Origin of the sequence: Cognatundibacterium curvum (assembly GCF_014284235.1) — a bacterium.
GTDB classification, from domain to species: Bacteria; Pseudomonadota; Gammaproteobacteria; order Burkholderiales; family Burkholderiaceae_D; genus Undibacterium; species Undibacterium curvum.
In genome coordinates, this window is record NZ_JACOGD010000015.1 from 1 (window position 1) to 16,075 (window position 16,075).

Annotated in this window: 16 protein-coding genes; 1 reads left to right on the plus strand and 15 read right to left on the minus strand. The window is 49.9% G+C overall.

Going from position 1 to position 16,075, the window contains the following annotated elements; genetic code table 11:
• The 13 genes from H8K43_RS18450 to H8K43_RS18510 all read right to left on the minus strand — a co-directional run.
• Positions 1-244: hypothetical protein (locus tag H8K43_RS18450; protein WP_186905217.1), on the minus strand; the 244-nt coding region annotated here is incomplete at its 3' end.
• A 59-nt stretch (positions 245-303) separates the two neighbouring features.
• Positions 304-564 (minus strand): PAAR domain-containing protein, encoded by a 261-nt coding sequence (locus H8K43_RS18455; protein ID WP_186905239.1) that lies wholly within the window; start codon positions 562-564, stop codon positions 304-306.
• Complete coding sequence (gene tssK, locus H8K43_RS18460) at positions 564-1,907, minus strand: type VI secretion system baseplate subunit TssK (protein ID WP_186905218.1); 1,344 nt, start codon at positions 1,905-1,907, stop codon at positions 564-566. The genes H8K43_RS18455 and tssK overlap by 1 nt, the downstream gene beginning before the upstream one ends.
• Before the next feature lie 33 nt (positions 1,908-1,940).
• Positions 1,941-2,480: a type VI secretion system lipoprotein TssJ gene (tssJ, locus tag H8K43_RS18465; RefSeq protein WP_186905219.1), complete on the minus strand. Its 540-nt coding sequence runs from the start codon at positions 2,478-2,480 to the stop codon at positions 1,941-1,943.
• A gap of 147 nt (positions 2,481-2,627) precedes the next feature.
• Positions 2,628-3,110, minus strand: coding sequence for an Hcp family type VI secretion system effector (locus tag H8K43_RS18470; RefSeq protein WP_186905220.1), 483 nt, complete (start codon positions 3,108-3,110; stop codon positions 2,628-2,630).
• Between the two features lie 35 nt (positions 3,111-3,145).
• Positions 3,146-4,645 (minus strand): type VI secretion system contractile sheath large subunit, encoded by a 1,500-nt coding sequence (gene tssC / locus H8K43_RS18475; RefSeq protein WP_186905221.1) that lies wholly within the window; start codon positions 4,643-4,645, stop codon positions 3,146-3,148.
• 38 nt (positions 4,646-4,683) lie between these two features.
• Positions 4,684-5,202, minus strand: coding sequence for a type VI secretion system contractile sheath small subunit (gene tssB / locus H8K43_RS18480; protein WP_186905222.1), 519 nt, complete (start codon positions 5,200-5,202; stop codon positions 4,684-4,686).
• 158 nt (positions 5,203-5,360) lie between these two features.
• Positions 5,361-8,204, minus strand: a complete 2,844-nt coding sequence (tssH, locus tag H8K43_RS18485) for a type VI secretion system ATPase TssH (RefSeq protein WP_222611085.1) — start codon at positions 8,202-8,204, stop codon at positions 5,361-5,363.
• A 577-nt stretch (positions 8,205-8,781) separates the two neighbouring features.
• A complete protein-coding gene (gene arsH, locus H8K43_RS18490; protein WP_186905223.1) occupies positions 8,782-9,504 on the minus strand; it encodes an arsenical resistance protein ArsH in 723 nt (240 codons plus the stop codon).
• 39 nt (positions 9,505-9,543) lie between these two features.
• Entirely contained in the window at positions 9,544-10,230 is a 687-nt protein-coding gene (locus H8K43_RS18495; RefSeq protein WP_186905224.1) for an aquaporin, read from the minus strand.
• Between the two features lie 29 nt (positions 10,231-10,259).
• The gene (locus H8K43_RS18500; RefSeq protein ID WP_186905225.1) at positions 10,260-10,742 is read right to left on the minus strand and encodes an arsenate reductase ArsC; all 483 of its coding nucleotides are present in this window, start codon (positions 10,740-10,742) and stop codon (positions 10,260-10,262) included.
• An 84-nt stretch (positions 10,743-10,826) separates the two neighbouring features.
• Positions 10,827-11,156 carry an ArsR/SmtB family transcription factor gene (locus H8K43_RS18505; protein WP_186905226.1) on the minus strand — a complete coding sequence of 110 codons (330 nt, stop codon included), beginning with the start codon at positions 11,154-11,156 and terminating at the stop codon, positions 10,827-10,829.
• Between the two features lie 149 nt (positions 11,157-11,305).
• Positions 11,306-12,433 (minus strand): questin oxidase family protein, encoded by a 1,128-nt coding sequence (locus H8K43_RS18510; RefSeq protein ID WP_186905227.1) that lies wholly within the window; start codon positions 12,431-12,433, stop codon positions 11,306-11,308.
• 101 nt (positions 12,434-12,534) lie between these two features.
• On the opposite strand from H8K43_RS18510, the gene soxR reads away from it, so the two are divergent.
• Entirely contained in the window at positions 12,535-13,032 is a 498-nt protein-coding gene (gene soxR, locus H8K43_RS18515) for a redox-sensitive transcriptional activator SoxR (protein WP_186905228.1), read from the plus strand.
• 6 nt (positions 13,033-13,038) lie between these two features.
• Here the strand turns inward: soxR and H8K43_RS18520 are convergent, their stop codons facing one another.
• Together H8K43_RS18520 and H8K43_RS18525 are read right to left on the minus strand one after the other, a co-directional pair.
• Entirely contained in the window at positions 13,039-14,367 is a 1,329-nt protein-coding gene (locus tag H8K43_RS18520) for a DASH family cryptochrome (RefSeq protein WP_186905229.1), read from the minus strand.
• A 44-nt stretch (positions 14,368-14,411) separates the two neighbouring features.
• The gene (locus H8K43_RS18525) at positions 14,412-15,962 is read right to left on the minus strand and encodes an FAD-binding domain-containing protein (protein WP_186905230.1); all 1,551 of its coding nucleotides are present in this window, start codon (positions 15,960-15,962) and stop codon (positions 14,412-14,414) included.
• Positions 15,963-16,075 lie beyond the last annotated feature (113 nt).

Here is a 16,075-nt window from a genome sequence, read left to right on the forward strand (position 1 = left end):
TGTGGCAGGTGATTTCTTTGCCGATCACGTAGTCAGGATGGAAGGCGGTGCCAGGTTTTGCGCCTAAACCCAAGTCAGCAAAACCTGTCACGTCACTGCTTTGCAAGCGCAGCGTGTAGCTGAATAACGCGTTGATGCCATCGCTGCCGCACAGGCTCAGAGGACTAAAACCCACCAGCCCACCCGCCGTCACCGCCGGACCGGAAATGCTGAGCGCACGCGGGTGGTGGAAGAGCTTGGGCATGATAATTCCTTTACACCACTGTTGATTGAATACAGCATGAAGCGATCACAGTCTTCATATCAGCCTCCATGCGACGCCACTACGGTGCCGATTAAGACACTGCCACAAGCTGAGCGATGGCCTTCCAATGCACATGGAACGCCGTCTATCAGTGCACCAGGGTCACCCTCAGTAATTGCGTTCTCACCGTGTATAGGACAACTGACTTTGTCACCTAAACGCGCAATGGCTTTACCGTTGATATCAAAGATGGCCGAACCTGTCTGCACTTTGCCGCCATGACTGGTGGCGTCACCAACAACGATGTATTTCTTTCCCATTAGCGTATCCCCCATAATTCCATCCTTAATCCAGGGAAGGAAGCTGCAACATGCAAGCCTATGCCGCCATGCTTCTGCATATGCTCCCAATGTGTACCGACGGGTTCTACCTGAAAATAAACATAGCCGGAATTGAAAGGGATTTGCCTTGGCGGTACCGGCAGAACCCGCAAGGTAATTCCCGGCAAATGCATGCGCACCAATTCAGGTAAACGGTCTGCCGCAGCCAATTTCGCATGTGCCACAAAGTTCTGCGCAAGCTGGTCGCCGGGAATATTGGCCGCCACAGCCAGAACCAGATTGGAAAAGGCCTGCAAATCAGCCGGATCAAGACTAACCAGATACATGCCGTGGCCTTTTTCTGTAAGAGACAGACTTTGTGCACTGCGTACCAGCAAGTTGTTGAGCAATTCACGGGTATCCTCAACCAAAGGTTTGAAGACCTCATATGGCCGTACGTGGTCGTAGTCCGGCACGCGATTCGGTCGTCGGCTCTGCGTACGGATATAGGTCGACAACTCACCATTCATACTGCGTAACATGGTGTAAGCCTGCTCAGGATTGCTCTCTTTTACCTTGAGCAAATGCGCAAGCAGAGGCTCATAGCGATTCAGGATTTGCAGCAGTAAAAAATCACTGACCTCCGCCGCCTGCGTGGCACCAGAACCAGCACTGCCGCATAAACGTTTAGCCAACGACTCTGCACGCTGAAAAGCGGTGCCATGAATTTGCGAAATCCATTGTGTCAGCAATTCACTGGCACCATAGCGGTTAACCGGGGGAATCAATGCTGAACTCAGCTCGGCACCGCCGTCAGATCTCAGAGTAGTCAGTCGGGCTAAAGGTAGTCCCATCCAGGCACTGGTCAATTCTTTTTGCGGCACTAACATCAGACGAAGACGACTCAGCTGTACTGGTTTTTCCCCCTGCCCCTCAGAATTGGCATCGCGTAAAGCAACTTCAAAAACACCAAAGCGTGCGCACGTCTTGCTATTGGACTCAAAGCTGGTTTCTTCGGTATTTGGTGTACGAATAGATAAAGCAAGATATAGCGTTTGCTCCAGATGCTCAGGAAGTAGTGTGAGCGGTGCCGGTGGTTGCGTCTCGCCGGGAATGTCAAATGGCGTGCCATCAGGGAAAACGCCAGAGGCGCTGGCTAACACCAGCTTACCTAGCTTAAGCGACTCGGTATCTATCTGCAGATGTCCAAATCCCCAAAAAAACGGCGATAAAGGCGCAGTACGCTTATGCGCAAAATTTTCCAGATAGCGCTCTTGTTGCTGAAATAACTGAGGGCGCAAAAACAAACCCTCACTCCAGGTCACTTTGTTAGTCCAGGTCATCGCAATTCCTGTGTCAGTTGAGTTTGTTAAGCTTTATTTTTGTTCGACGAGCACGATTCCCTGTGCTTGCAACTGTATGAGCAATGAGGTCTTATTAGCAGGAATGGCAAAGCGATACCAGGCCGCCTCAGGTGCACTGGGTAGCTTGTAAATCACGCGCCACAGGCTGTTTGGTAAATCTCTATATCCTGCCAGGATGCCGATTGCAGTTGTTTGAGGGTGGCTTTTCCTTTCGATTTTTCTGGTTTCAGATGGCCGTAAAATGTACTCATCTTTAACCAGCAAATCGCCTGTCAACACAACTTTATCGTTACTATCTAGTGAGAAATAATCTGCATCTGCAAAACTGGAACTGTCTTTTAATTCGTAAATTCTTAGCTTGATTGGGGAAGCTCGTTGCGCAGGATCAGGATTCACGTTCGCATCTGCGCTAATGTTCAGCGTCAGTTTGGTCGCTTCTTTTTCTTCCCGTGCGATACAGCACGTAGCAAAAAAGGAAAACAACATGACTGCCAGCCATTTAAGACTGTTACCGTTATGCACCTGGTGCATGGAAAAACTTAAGTCTGCCATTTTCTATCCTAAGCTGAGCGTATCGTGGTATCCAGAGTCTGTAGCTCCACCACCCCGTTGCCAGCGAAGCAGTGGAAACTGTCAAAACCCAGTTCTTAAAAAACGTGTTTGTGCATGGGTCTATGCATCAAACGCGGTATATCAGGCTCAGGCTTCTTTATTGAGCTTGATATCAAAACCAGCTGTGACGGCACCGCCTGAGCCACCCTGTTGATTTTGTACCGTGTACTCTTGCTTAATTTTGGCAAAAGATAGTCCGACCATTTCCTGCACACTTTCCGCCTTTGAATTTCCAGTAGGACTGACATTGGTAATCAATACGTCGGTCATGGTAATTTTTAAGTACTCAAGAGGATTCCCCCCCGACTTACGTACCACTAACTTGGCCTCCGGAATATGTTTACCGGTCATACAAAACTTCATCAGATTAGGGCTGGAGCGGTCCACGTTATGAATGAAAGTCAGGTCTTTCACAGTTGCTTTACCAGAGCCACCACCTGATCCGGTATGCATATTAGATTCCTGCAATACCTGCCACTGCCAACTCAGCACTTCGATTTCATTCTTGTGTGCCGCATCCATGCTTTCGCCTTCAATGCCATTGATCTTCAAAAAAATATCCTGTGCCATTTCTAAACTCCTTTGAGAAAAATATAAATCACGTCTTATGCTGCTGCTTTAACTGACGGCAACTTCGCCACCAACCGCAAACTCACGGTCAGACCTTCTAACTGGAAGTGCGGACGCAAGAAAAATTTTGCATTGTAATAACCGGGATTCCCTTCCACATCTTCCACAATCACTTCAGCCGCCGCGAGTGGGCGACGCGCCTTGGTTTCCTGGCTTGAATTCACGGGATCAGCATCAACGTAATTCATGATCCATTCATTGAGCCAACGCTGCATATCTTCTCGCTCTTTAAAGGCACCGACTTTGTCGCGAACGATGGATTTCAGATAATGTGCAAAGCGGGTACTTGCAAATAAATAGGACAATCTGGCTGATAAATTGGCATTCGCGGTAGCATCCGGATCCATGTATTCTTGCGGCTTTTGCAGCGATTGCGCACCGATGAAAGTGGCATGATCCGTGCCTTTGCGATGCACTAAAGGAATGAATCCGGCACGTGCCAGTTCGGCTTCACGCCGGTCAGAAATCGCGATTTCGGTCGGGCATTTCATATCGAAGCCGCCATCATCTGTCGGGAAGGTATGGCAAGGCAGGTTTTCTACCGTACCACCCGATTCCACGCCACGGATCATGGTGCACCAGCCATATAACTTGAAGCTGCGATTGATATTCACTGCCATTGCGTAGGCGGCGTTATTCCAAACGTAATTGCGGTGATCAGCACCCTCGGTTTCTTCTTCGAAGTCAAACTCGTCGACCGGATTGGTTTTCGCACCGTATGGCAGTCTGCCCAAGAAGCGCGGCATGGCTAAGCCAACGTAGCGTGCATCTTCGGTATCGCGCAAGCTATTCCAGGCGGCATGTTCTAAGTTGCCGGTGATCTTTGTTAAATCACGCGGATTTGCCAGCTCCTGCCAGGAATCCATTTGTAGATTGGAAGGCGCTGCGCCAGCAATGAATGGCGCGTGCGATGCAGCTGCCACTTTCGCCATAGCACCCAGCAACTCGACATCCGGCGGGTTATGATCGAAATAATAATCAGCAACCAGGCAACCATACGGCTCACCACCTAACTGGCCATATTCCTCTTCATACAAGCGTTTGAACAAAGGGCTTTGATCCCAGGCCACACCTTTGTAACGTCGCATCGTGCGACGCAATTCCGACTTACTGATATCCATAAAACGGATCTTCAGCATTTCATCCGTCTCAGTATGCGAAACCAGATGATCCAGCCCACGCCATGCAGACTCCAGTTGTTGAAAATCTGTATGATGCATAATCAGATTGATTTGCTTGGACAGTTTTTGATCCAGTTCGGAAATGATGGCTTCTATACTGTCGTAGGCATCATCACTCATCGTGACCGTGTTGATTAATGCCTGTTCCGCCAAAGTGCGCACAGCTGCCACCACGGCTTCGCGCTGCTCATCACCTTTGGGTTTAAATTCACGATCAAGCAACTCAGAGAATGCACCAGGATCTGAAAACTGGACTGTGTCGGCATCTCTTGCTGCAACTGTTTTGGTATTCATAGATATTTCCTTTATTCTTAATGAGCTATCACGCGTGATCAGGCCTGCGTTTCTTCTGATGTATTTTTAGGCATGCTGCTCAATGACTTCATCAAACCAGGATCACTGAGTAGTTTGCGTACCAATCCCTCTGCACCAGCTTTACCATCCATATAGGTCTGTAAATTGGCCAGCTGTGTACGCGCATCGAGCAACTGCTTGAGTGCATCCACCTTGGTCGCAACAGCAGCAGGAGAAAAATCATCCATACTTTCAAAAGTGATATCAACCATCACATGTCCTTCACCGGTGAGCGTATTCGGGACACTGAAAGCAACCCTGGGTGCTATCGCCTTCATGCGTTCATCGAAGTTATCCACGTCTATTTCAAGAAATTTACGCTCCGACACCTCAGGTGCAGGCTCCACCGGATTCCCCCCTAAATCAGCGAGTACCGCCATTACAAATGGCAATTCGACTTTTTTCTCGCTACCGTAGATTTCGACGTCATACTCAATCTGCACGCGAGGTGCCCGGTTACGGGCGATAAATTTCTGACTGCTGCTATTCGTACTCATAAAGACTCCTTTTTATTGAAACCATCTGACATACATGAACCAACACAAGCTAAGCGCTAAGAAAAAACAACCACTGCCGACATGCATCTTCACTCCTCGATCTACCTGAATGTGATATACAGCGATGGCGCTGAATTTAGATTTTCTCCATACTGAATTCACCTCCCGTTAAAAAAGGTTTTCAAGTACAAATCCGAGTTGTTTCCGACAGACGTGATGTGAGGATGAGTTTTAGAGTCCGTTTCAGAATCGGTTTGAGAATCGGTTTGAGATTTAGCTTGAAATTCCCCTGCGCTTTGCTGTGACCCAGTATCCAGATAAATAGAAAAAATTTCTTTTTTGTCCTGACTGGCCTGCAACCAGATATGCGCAATTTGGCTAAGTAAGTTTTGCTCGATGTACTGTGCGATACGTCTGGCACCGGTATTATGGGTACCGCATTGAGCGGCTATCCTGGCGACAGCAGAGGTGGTGTAAGCAAAGACAATGTCGTGTTGTTCCTTCATGCGCGCAACCACTTTTTCCAGCTGCAGGGTGACGATCTTGGCCAAATCTGTTTCATCCAGCGGCAAGTAGGGGATGGTTTTCAGACGCCCCAGAAACGCTACCGGAAATACCTGCTGAAGTATCTGCTGTAAAGCTTGTGAGATTGCCTCGAAAGACGGTAACTGATCGCTGTTATCACACAGCTGCGCTATCAACTCTGAGCCAACATTACTGGTAAGCAGAATCAGAGTGTTTTTAAAATCGATCACCCTGCCTTCGCCATCTTCCATCCATCCCTTATCAAATACCTGAAAAAAAACTTCATGTACATCGGGATGGGCTTTTTCAATTTCGTCCAATAAGATCACGCTGTAGGGACGACGCCTTACAGCTTCTGTCAGAACCCCACCTTCGCCATAACCTACGTAACCTGGTGGAGCCCCTTTAAGGCTGGATACGGTATGTGCCTCCTGATACTCACTCATATTGATCGTGATCAGGTTATGTTCGCCACCATACACAGCCTGCGCCAGCGCCAGCGCTGTTTCAGTTTTCCCTACACCGGATGGACCGACCAACAGAAAGCATCCCACCGGCTTTTGCGGATCGCTTAAACGCGCCCGGGATGTTTTTATTCTTTCTGTTATGTGGCGGATAGCAACAGTTTGTCCAACTACCCGTTTTTCTAACTGTGCAGCCAGTTCCATGACAGCACTGACTTCGTCACGCACCATGCGACCAACAGGTATTCCTGTCCATTCTGCGACTATCGCCGCGATTACGGACTCATCTACCTGGGCATAGATACAGGTATCCTCCCCACGCAGACTTGATAGTTCCGCTTGAATTTCAGCGATTTTTTTCAGACTCAATTGTTGGGCGTTCTTGAAGCCAGCATCTGCAACTTCTGAGTAAGCATCAGAATTAACGTACAGAGTATTGTCCAAAGTGTTGTCCAGCTGCTTGTTATGCTTCAATAAGGAATCGCGGGTTTCCAGCAATAGCCTTACCAGTATCAGCTCCGCTTTCCAGTGCGTTTCTCGTTCAGATAATTTTGCATCCGTTTCGCTTAATTCCTGTGTCACGCGTTGCAAACTGGCCGTATTACTTTGCCCCAGTTGAGCCTCGCGCAGATGTTGCGCATACTCGGCCATCAACACTTGTTGATGCTGGCGCAATTGCACTACCTCGGATGGAGGGGTATGCAGAGACATAGCAACGCGCGCGCAAGCGGTGTCTAGCAAGCTGATTGCTTTATCCGGCAACTGGCGGGAAGGCAGGTAGCGTTGAGAGAGCGTGACAGCGGCACACACTGCCTCATCCAGAATTTCCACCTGATGATGTCGCATAAAAACAGGTACCAACCCCCGCACCATGGAGATCGCCTTTGACAGTTCAGGTTCCATTATCTGTAACACCTGAAAGCGACGTGTGAGTGCGGGATCTTTCTCTATGTGCTTTTTATATTCGCTCCAGGTAGTGGCACCAATGGTCCGCAAATTACCGCGTGCTAACGCAGGCTTCAGCAAATTAGCGGCGTCCCCTGTTCCCGCTTGCCCGCCTGCGCCGACCAGCGTATGAATTTCATCTACAAACAGAATGACCGGATGTACTGCATTGTCGGCTTCTTTCAGCACAGATTTCAGTCTGGCCTCAAATTCGCCACGCATACTTGCCCCAGCCAGCAGCGCGCCTACATCCAGGCTCAATAAGCGCACTTGCAAGAGGGGCGGTGGTACGTCTGCAGAGACAATTGCATGGGCCAATCCCTCGACGACGGCAGTCTTCCCAACGCCAGCATCACCTGTCAGCAGAGGGTTATTTTGCCGGCGCCTTAATAGTATGTCTGTGAGAGTGCGAATTTCTTTTTCACGGCCAACAACCGGATCAATTTTTCCGGAACGTGCTAAAGCAGTTAAATCAGTACAATATTTTGTGAGCGCAGATTGGGAACCTTTGTCCTGATCTGATAATGCCAGACTCGTCTCACCCGGTACAGCAGCCGGTAAGCCCGAACTATCCTGTGCTACATCCGTATTTTCGCAAGAGTGCTTTAACAGCTCGGTCACTTCACCCATCTCAACGGGCAAACTTATTCTTTGAAACTGGATAGAAATGTTGAGCAAGAGCTTACGTAATTCAGCCTGTTCCAGCATGGCTAGCAGTAACCACGCCGTGCGTATCCGTGGCTCTGCGACGTTCAGGCTCGCAAAAATCCAGCCACGTTCTACAGCTAAGTCGAGGTGCGCAGAGAAATCGCTGATATGGCTGGCACCGTCAGGAAATTTGGATAAAGCGTAGATGAGTTCTTTTTCCAATTGTGCTGCATCAAACTTCCAATGTGCCGCCATGCAATGTAAGTCAGAATTCGGCAACTGCCACAATTGATGTAACCAATGTGCGATCTCGATATACGGATTGCCCCTGAGTTTAGCGAATGCTGCCGCAGATTCTAAAGCTTTGAATGGGATCAAGCCTAACTTACCAAACAAAACACGTCGTGAAATCGTAGTCAAGCGAATCTCCCTGAGTACGCTTTCTGGTCGGTTTCTTTAAGTAAATATTGATTCAAAAAAACATTGGTATGTTTTATTTCATCAATTATTCGGAAACATGACTTCCCAAAAAGCATAGATTAAATATCAATTATTCTTTTTTTAAATAATGGCATAAAATTATTAAAAAAAAAGAATCAAAATTCTGTTTTGACATTTATTTACGAGTTGGGTAATTCGCAAGTTTTATTGGGGCAAGGACTCCTACTTTCGCTTTTGCGAAGTACGATGATGCTGGTAACAAGAGTCGTAAGGACAAGAAAAAGCAAATGCTTTTACTCAGCTTGGTTAGCTGACTTAAAGTTCTGAGGGGAAGTTGCAGGCAACACAAACTATCGTAGAAGTCTTAGTCTGCAGTCTGATGTTGGCAAAGACGGTTGTCAGATGCTGAGAAGTATTTTGCTCACATCACCGATGGTTGGAGTTGGAATCCCGGTTCTGTGATGCCAGAAACTCGCAAGCTTTCATGGTGAAGGCTTGCTTTAAGCTTAGCAGAAAGTGGCCAGCACTTAGCTGGCGGAAGACAAATTCAGCGCTACTAGATCCGTGTCTGATTCAGCCGAATTGACAATGCCTCAGCACTCTCTTTACGCTCGCTGTAACGATCAGTGAGATAAGGAGCAAGATCACGTGTCAGTAAGGTGAACTTCATTAACTCCTCCATCACATCAACCACCCGGTCGTAGTAAGGCGAAGCTTTCATACGCCCTGCTTCATCAAATTCTAAATATGCTTTCGGCACCGATGACTGATTTGGTATCGTGAGCATGCGCATCCAGCGTCCCAAAATCCTTAACTGATTGACGGCATTAAAAGACTGAGAACCGCCGGATACTTCCATCACAGCCAGCGTTTTCCCTTGCGTGGGACGGATGGCACCAGACGATAAGGGTATCCAGTCTATCTGTGCTTTCATGATGCCAGTCATCGCGCCGTGACGCTCCGGTGTACACCACACCATGCCCTCGGACCACATGACTAGTTCGCGCAATTCTTTGACTTTAGGATGATCATCTGGTGCGGCATCAGGTAAGGGCAAGTCCTGCGGATTAAAAACCTTCACCTCCGCTCCCATCGCTGTCAGTAAGCGCGCTGCTTCCAGTGCCAGCAACTTGCTATAGGAGCGTTCCCGCAAAGAGCCATACAACAGCAGGAAACGCGGAGCATGAGTGGAAGGAGATTGGCTGGTTAAATTGGATAGATTCGGAATTTTAAATAACGCCGTATCCAGATTCGGCAAATCTTCAAGCACAAAAGACATAAAAAATCCCCTTAATTTGCATCTCAGTTCAAAAATAAGTCAGGCATTGACATCTGATGCAGCAGCCACGTTGGGATCAGGGTATAACCAGGCAAACAGCCAGTTCGCTGCCATAGTGCCGCTGCATTGCGCGACGATGAATCCAGGCACATCACCCGGATAGATACCGGCAAATGTATTGCTGGCAGCGCGTGCCAGCGTGACCGCAGGATTGGCAAATGAGGTCGATGAGGTGAACCAGTATGCCGCAGTAATGTACGCGGCTACCGCAAATGGTGTCACGGAAGGACGGCTTCTGGATGTACTGATAATGACGCCTATCAGACCAAAGCTGGCAATGAACTCGCTGCTCCATTGCGACCAGCCAGCTCTGACATGTTCAGATGCGAAAAATAATGGTTCGCCAAACATCGTATGTGCCATCGCGACGCCGGCGAAGGCACCGAGTATCTGGATCAGGATATACCAGACACACACCGAGTAACTTAACTGACGCTGCCAGACTGCTGATAAGCTCACCACAGGATTGAAATGCGCACCTGACACAGGACCAAACATCAGTATCAGCGCCACCAAGCCACAACCGGTAGCGATTGCATTGGCCAGCAAGGCAAGCGCGATATTTCCTGAGGCCAGACGCTCAGCCATGATGCCGGAACCGACCACTACGGCTAACAGAAAAGCAGTGCCCAGGCCTTCTGCCACCAGGCGTTTTTGCAAACTCATACAAACTCCTTTGAAGCGCAAGCTGCCAATCAGGCAGGTATCAGTTGGCCTATCTTATCCAACTCACTTTTCAGCAAGGCTGGATCATGCACCAGGCTTTCAAGCGGCAAGGCCAAAAACGCCTCAATTCTGGCGCGCAAAATCCTGTAGGCCAGCATGAACGCAGCGTCGATTTCTTGTTCGCTACCGCTCGCATGCGCAGGATCATCAACACCCCAGTGAGTGCGCAATACCGGCCCCAGATAAAGCGGGCAAGTCTCGCCTGCGGCGCTGGCACAGACTGTAATCACCAGGTCTGGCGTGGCAGGTAAATGACTCCAGGATTTACTGAAATAACCCGCTGTCGATATCCCTTCCCTGGCCAGCAAAGCCAGAGAACGCGGATGGACCTGACCGGTAGGCTGACTGCCCGCACTCATGGCAGACCAGCCGGCAGGCGCCAGATGATTAAAAGTCGCCTCAGCTAATATGGAGCGGCAGGAATTACCGGTACAAAGAAATAAGACATTCATGATTTGGACATATTCCGTAGAAATAGTTAGTAACTCATTGCTGTGAACAGAACCCCTGCAAGCCTTTGTAAACGCTAAATGCAATCAGCAGCAAGTAAAGGATGAACTCGCAGAATCAGCAGCACAGGGCTTGCCACCACAGCAGTTTTCAGTGAGATAGCCGATCAGATTATTCATCGTCTCGAAGTTGGCTGCGTAAATCATGAAGCGCCCGTCCTGCTGTACGCTGACCATATCAGCGCGGTTCAATTCCTTGAGGTGAAATGAAAGCGAAGAGGGCGGGATACCGAGCTGATCACTGATTTTGCTCGCAATCAGTCCATCCGGCCCGGCCTGCACTAGTAAACGAAAAACAGCCAGCCGCGACTCTTGTGCAATCGCAGCCAAGCCAGCGATAGCCTGTGAGGTATCCATATATATCTCCATTCCCCAGAATTATTTCCATATTATTCGAATTATAGAATTAAAGTAAAAAAACTTGCAAGGTCAGAAAAGCAACTTGCAAGCATGAACGCCCTTTGAATGCAGAAAGTACGGTTCTGCATTCTGGCTTGATGTGCGCATCAGGTAGTGAGCATAGTCAGATAATCCTGATTGCCACTCAGTTGAAATTCTTCTAAACAGGCATGCGTGAGTTTAATCCGATGATCGTCCTGACTCAGTAAGGCCTTGTGAATTACGGTTTGCCAGCTGGCCTCTGCTTCAGCGTTCGTCAGCAACGGTGCTTCTGCCAATGACGCAGATTGCATAGCAAAGCCTGCTGGCCGTTTTGCCGTCAACACTGGCGCACCTATACTGGCGTACGCAGCACAACAAGCGAGCCAGAATTCCTGCGCCAGTTCAGCTTGATTCAGTGCCGGATCAAACATCAGTAAAGTACGCCAGGCATGCAAACCTGTGAGCAAATGCAGCGCAGTAAAATCTTTGGTTTGCGCATACAGTTGTAAGACCAGCTCGCGCAGAGCAGGCCATTGCCTTTGCGGTTCGTGCAACTGCGGACAATGGGTCAGGAACGCAGGATAGTTGAGCACGGCACGAATTTTTTCGGTAATCATTCTTCCTTCAAACACCCGTCCTTGGAGTGCTGCAGCAATACGACTAAATCCATCTGCTGGCGAATCACAATAAGCCAGACGGTTACTGTCTATGCCAATTGGAAGATGTCCGCAAATCAGTGCCGCCAGTCCTGAAGCAATCTCGCCGGGATGACCGGTGCGCAGTGCATAGGCAAGCCGTATGATGGCGTGAAATGCCATCGTCATTGGCGCCGGTGGAAACATCCCTAATAGCTGACGTGCCAGTTGATGAGCATCTTGTTGCTGCATCTGATGCAAGATAGCTGCCCGTGTACTGGAAAAATAATGTCCTTGTCCACGCACTTTAGCCAACTCATGCATGCCAATATGCTCTGCTGTCGTTGTTGACGGCAGCGCATAATGCGCCAGCCAGTGTTGATACAAGGCCTGCAGCTGAGAGGTATCAGCACCCAGTGAGCAGGCTGCGCTCAACATCATGGGGCAATGATTGGTCGTGCCCTTACACCGCAAATCTATCGTTTGACACAGATCCAGCAAATCCATCAGCGCTGTAGATGTGATCGGATTCAGAGCTGTTGTGCTTGCAAGCGCGCTTGCAGGTGTGAGTGCTGGCGTATTCACAGGAGTATAAATGGACGAAATTGTCGTTTTCATTTTCTGTTTCCTTTCCTTTAAAAAAACGCCATCCTAAAACTTCAAGTAAACTTGAAGTCAAGCACCAAACACCGAAATATGCATCCGTCAGGAGCCACGCCATGAAAACTTTAACGATAGGCGAATTCGCCAGCAGAGCGGGTATCGCCAGCAGCGCAATCCGGTTTTATGAAGAGAAAGGTCTAATCTTCAGCCAGCGCAATGCCGGTGGGCAAAGGCGGTTTCAGGCGGATCAGTTACGCAGAGTCGCGTTTATCAAAGCGGCGCAAGCTGCTGGTATCAGTCTGGAAGAAATTCGGGACGCCTTGAATACGCTGCCCGCGCAAAGAACACCAAATAAAGCTGACTGGGAAAAAATATCGGCTGGCTGGTGCGACCAGCTCAATCAGCGCATCGCGAATCTGACCGCCTTACGTGACCGCCTGAGCAGCTGCATAGGCTGCGGCTGTCTGTCCCTGTCAGCCTGCGCCTTGTATAACCCTGAAGATAAAATCCGGCATTTTGGCAACGGTGCACGCTACCTGAATGGCAACCGGCCTGATGACTTAGCCACCATCGATACAGAACAGAAAAATACGGGAAATTCAACAGGAACCTGAAGCCGCTTAAACCGGTGTTGCGGTCTGCCCCCACAAACGGCGATAGCTTCCGTCTGCATCGTGTTGCCTGGTTTGTTTGTGTACATCGAAACGACGTCCGCCACGCGGATCCGTTCCACGCCCGGCAATGTAAAGCCAATTACCTTGGTTACTGTAGACATCGTAATCAATCAGTTGCGCTTCAAACCAGGCGGCACCGGCCCGCCAGTCACCGCCCAGCTCATAGATCAGAAAGCTCGCAACGACCTGACGCAAGCGGTTGCTCAAATAACCGGTCGCCATGAGCTCATGCATACCGGCATCGACTAAAGCTTCGCCGGTGTTCCCCTGACACCATAAGCTAAATGCAGCAGGCTGATGCGATATGTCGGTGTGTGGCAGTAAGCCACTTGCATGATATAAGCGACGGCCATATTTTTTATGCAGGAAGCGAAAATAGTCGCGCCACAATAATTCAAACCATAGCCAGTAGGTACTTTCATTCGCACCTTGCCTGGAAGTGAAATCGTTGAGTGCTACGCAAATCTGGCGTGCAGACAATGCGCCTGTAGACAGCCAAGGCGACCATTTGCTTGAATAACTAATGCCATGCAAGCCATTGCGTGTCCGCTTGTAGGTATGGGGTAAATCGCTGGAAAAATAGTTTGCCAAATGCCTGAGTGCTACCGTTTCAGCACCATTAAATTCGGGCTGCCAGTATGGGAATGAGGAAGGCTTTTCACTTAAGTCTGAACGCTGTACCTGACCGGATGACAGCGATGGGGCTTGGTATAACAGGTGCTCAGGAATGCCAGCCGCCTGCTCAGGCCAAGAAGGCAATGTAAGGGGCGCTGACAGAGCTGCTGCTGCGAATAAGCCCTGCTTCTCTATCAATTGACGAAACTGAGTAAAGACATCTGGCATGCAACCACTTTCCCATGGCAGGCTGTCAGGCGCCAGCATACTACTCTGCCATACGGTATGCACGTGCAAACCAGACTGACGCAAGGCATCCACTTCAGCCTGTTCTTCGGGTGCGGCAATCTCTTCACATACCAGAACACTGGCACCGACGGCACGCGCAAGTTCAGGCAGTACGGCAGCAGGAGGCCCATTACACTCGAGCAAAGGACAATTCCGTTGTGCCAGTTGCTCGCGCAATCCTGCCAGTGCAGAGTCCAGCCAGGCTTGCCGGTGTTTTCCGGTACGGACAAAACCCCAGGGACTAATTTCTAATGGATCGCGGTGACAAAAAACAGGTAATAAATAGTCGCAGCCCAACCCGAGTACAGTATGCAAAGCGAGCTGGTCATGCAAACGTAAATCCTGACGAAACAGGAACAGGACAGTACTCATTCAACGATCTCACTTGATGAGGATAAAAGTTCAACCAGGCCATCTCAAAAATCAAAGCTCTGTTGCGATGCCACTGCAGCCGGGCTGGGCTGGTTTCGTGCTGGTTGGCGCAACAGCCGCGAGGCATGTTTTTCTACAATTGCGGCCTTACCAGCCCGCACTTCAGGTCTGGTGCGAACGGCATACAGCCTGGCTTTTGCATCACGGCTTGCCTGCTCCAGATTAACGCAAGGCAGGGCAATATCCTGGCCAAGAATCACACCACAGCGCTGCTGCACATCAATGGGCATAAACCAGGGTTGCAACAACCAGGTGTCCGGCACACGTCGCATCGCTGGTAACCAACGCCGCACGAATTTACCCTCAGGATCATGGTCTTGCGCCTGTTTGAGCGGATTGTAAACACGTGCAGTGTTAATGCCCGTGGTGCCAGCCTGCATTTGCATCTGACTCCAGTGTATGCCCGGTTCATAATCGAGAAACTGACGCGCCAGCCATAAGCCAACCGGACGCCAGTGTAGCCACAACGGGTAGCTGGCAACAGAGACCAGCATGGCGCGCATGCGAAAATTGATCCAGCCGGTTTCATGCAACATCGCGACGCAGGCATCCACCATAGGCCACCCGGTGCGACCTGCCTGCAATGCAGCGAAATGATCCGGATTCCAGTCCGCTTCACGCAAGCCATCATAACCACGGTGCAGGTTCAGCATTTCGAGTTCGGGCTCAGATTCCAGCTTCTGAATAAAATGACAGTGCCAGTGCAGACGACTCAGAAAAGCCTCCAGACCTTTACGCTGCCAGGCTGCTGCAGCATGTGACTGTGTGCTGAGCTGGTGCAGTCTTTGCCGGGTGGCCTGCACCACTTCCCGCATGCTCAGGCAGCCAAACGACAAATACGGGGACAGCCGCGAACAGGCTGACGGAGCCGTCAACGGAGATGAAATACCACCACGATAGCCACTGCTACGTTCAGTCAGAAATTCGTCCAGCACCTGCAATGCGAGCGCCCGTCCACCCCGCTGACGCAGTGGAGGATCATGGTCAGCTAAACCAAACTGCGCCGCATCCGGCCAGCGCTGCTGCATCCATGGCAGCCCTGCATCAAGCAAACTGGCGCGGTCTGGGGCTGCCAGGCAGTCCAGCTGCATATGTGACTGCCATTGCTTATGCCAAAGATCACGATTTGTAAGTGGCCGCACCACACCATGCTGTGGCCACTCACGCCACCTCACCTGATGCGCACGACACCAGCGCGCCACGGCCTTATCTCTGGCATAGCTGACCGCATTCCCAGTTTCTTCATGCGACAGCAAGGCGTCAAAGGCAGCATGCGTATGAATTCGTGTCAGCACTTCGGTGACTTCACCCAGTTCGATTCGTAATTCTGCACCACAAATACGTAACTGCCTGGCCAGGTCGCGCAGGCATTCGTAGACGAACAGATAGTGTTGGCGGGCCACGTCTTCCTGCTGCCATAAGGAAGGCTCAACAATATAAAGACAGAGTAAGGGACCGTTTTGTGCCGCATGAATCAGCGGAGCATGGTCAACTATACGCAAATCTCGCTTGAACCAGACGATACTGTAAGTCATAGAAATATCTCTGCCTGTGATGCCAGACGCTTAGCTGAACAAAAGCACGAGAGACGCGTTTGCGTTTCATCGTGCTTGCTGAACTCAAAGCGGGGATTCTACCTGCAGACAGA

Excerpts from the sequence above, each read along its gene's own strand:
- H8K43_RS18455 (WP_186905239.1), bottom strand. The coding sequence starts at position 564 with ATGGGAAAGAAATACATCGTTGTTGGTGACGCCACCAGTCATGGCGGC.
- tssK (WP_186905218.1), bottom strand. The coding sequence starts at position 1,907 with ATGACCTGGACTAACAAAGTGACCTGGAGTGAGGGTTTGTTTTTGCGC.
- tssJ (WP_186905219.1), bottom strand. The coding sequence starts at position 2,480 with ATGGCAGACTTAAGTTTTTCCATGCACCAGGTGCATAACGGTAACAGT.
- H8K43_RS18470 (WP_186905220.1), bottom strand. The coding sequence starts at position 3,110 with ATGGCACAGGATATTTTTTTGAAGATCAATGGCATTGAAGGCGAAAGC.
- tssC (WP_186905221.1), bottom strand. The coding sequence starts at position 4,645 with ATGAATACCAAAACAGTTGCAGCAAGAGATGCCGACACAGTCCAGTTT.
- tssB (WP_186905222.1), bottom strand. The coding sequence starts at position 5,202 with ATGAGTACGAATAGCAGCAGTCAGAAATTTATCGCCCGTAACCGGGCA.
- arsH (WP_186905223.1), bottom strand. The coding sequence starts at position 9,504 with ATGTCTTTTGTGCTTGAAGATTTGCCGAATCTGGATACGGCGTTATTT.
- H8K43_RS18495 (WP_186905224.1), bottom strand. The coding sequence starts at position 10,230 with ATGAGTTTGCAAAAACGCCTGGTGGCAGAAGGCCTGGGCACTGCTTTT.
- H8K43_RS18500 (WP_186905225.1), bottom strand. The coding sequence starts at position 10,742 with ATGAATGTCTTATTTCTTTGTACCGGTAATTCCTGCCGCTCCATATTA.
- H8K43_RS18505 (WP_186905226.1), bottom strand. The coding sequence starts at position 11,156 with ATGGATACCTCACAGGCTATCGCTGGCTTGGCTGCGATTGCACAAGAG.
- H8K43_RS18510 (WP_186905227.1), bottom strand. The coding sequence starts at position 12,433 with ATGAAAACGACAATTTCGTCCATTTATACTCCTGTGAATACGCCAGCA.
- soxR (WP_186905228.1), top strand. The coding sequence starts at position 12,535 with ATGAAAACTTTAACGATAGGCGAATTCGCCAGCAGAGCGGGTATCGCC.
- H8K43_RS18520 (WP_186905229.1), bottom strand. The coding sequence starts at position 14,367 with ATGAGTACTGTCCTGTTCCTGTTTCGTCAGGATTTACGTTTGCATGAC.
- H8K43_RS18525 (WP_186905230.1), bottom strand. The coding sequence starts at position 15,962 with ATGACTTACAGTATCGTCTGGTTCAAGCGAGATTTGCGTATAGTTGAC.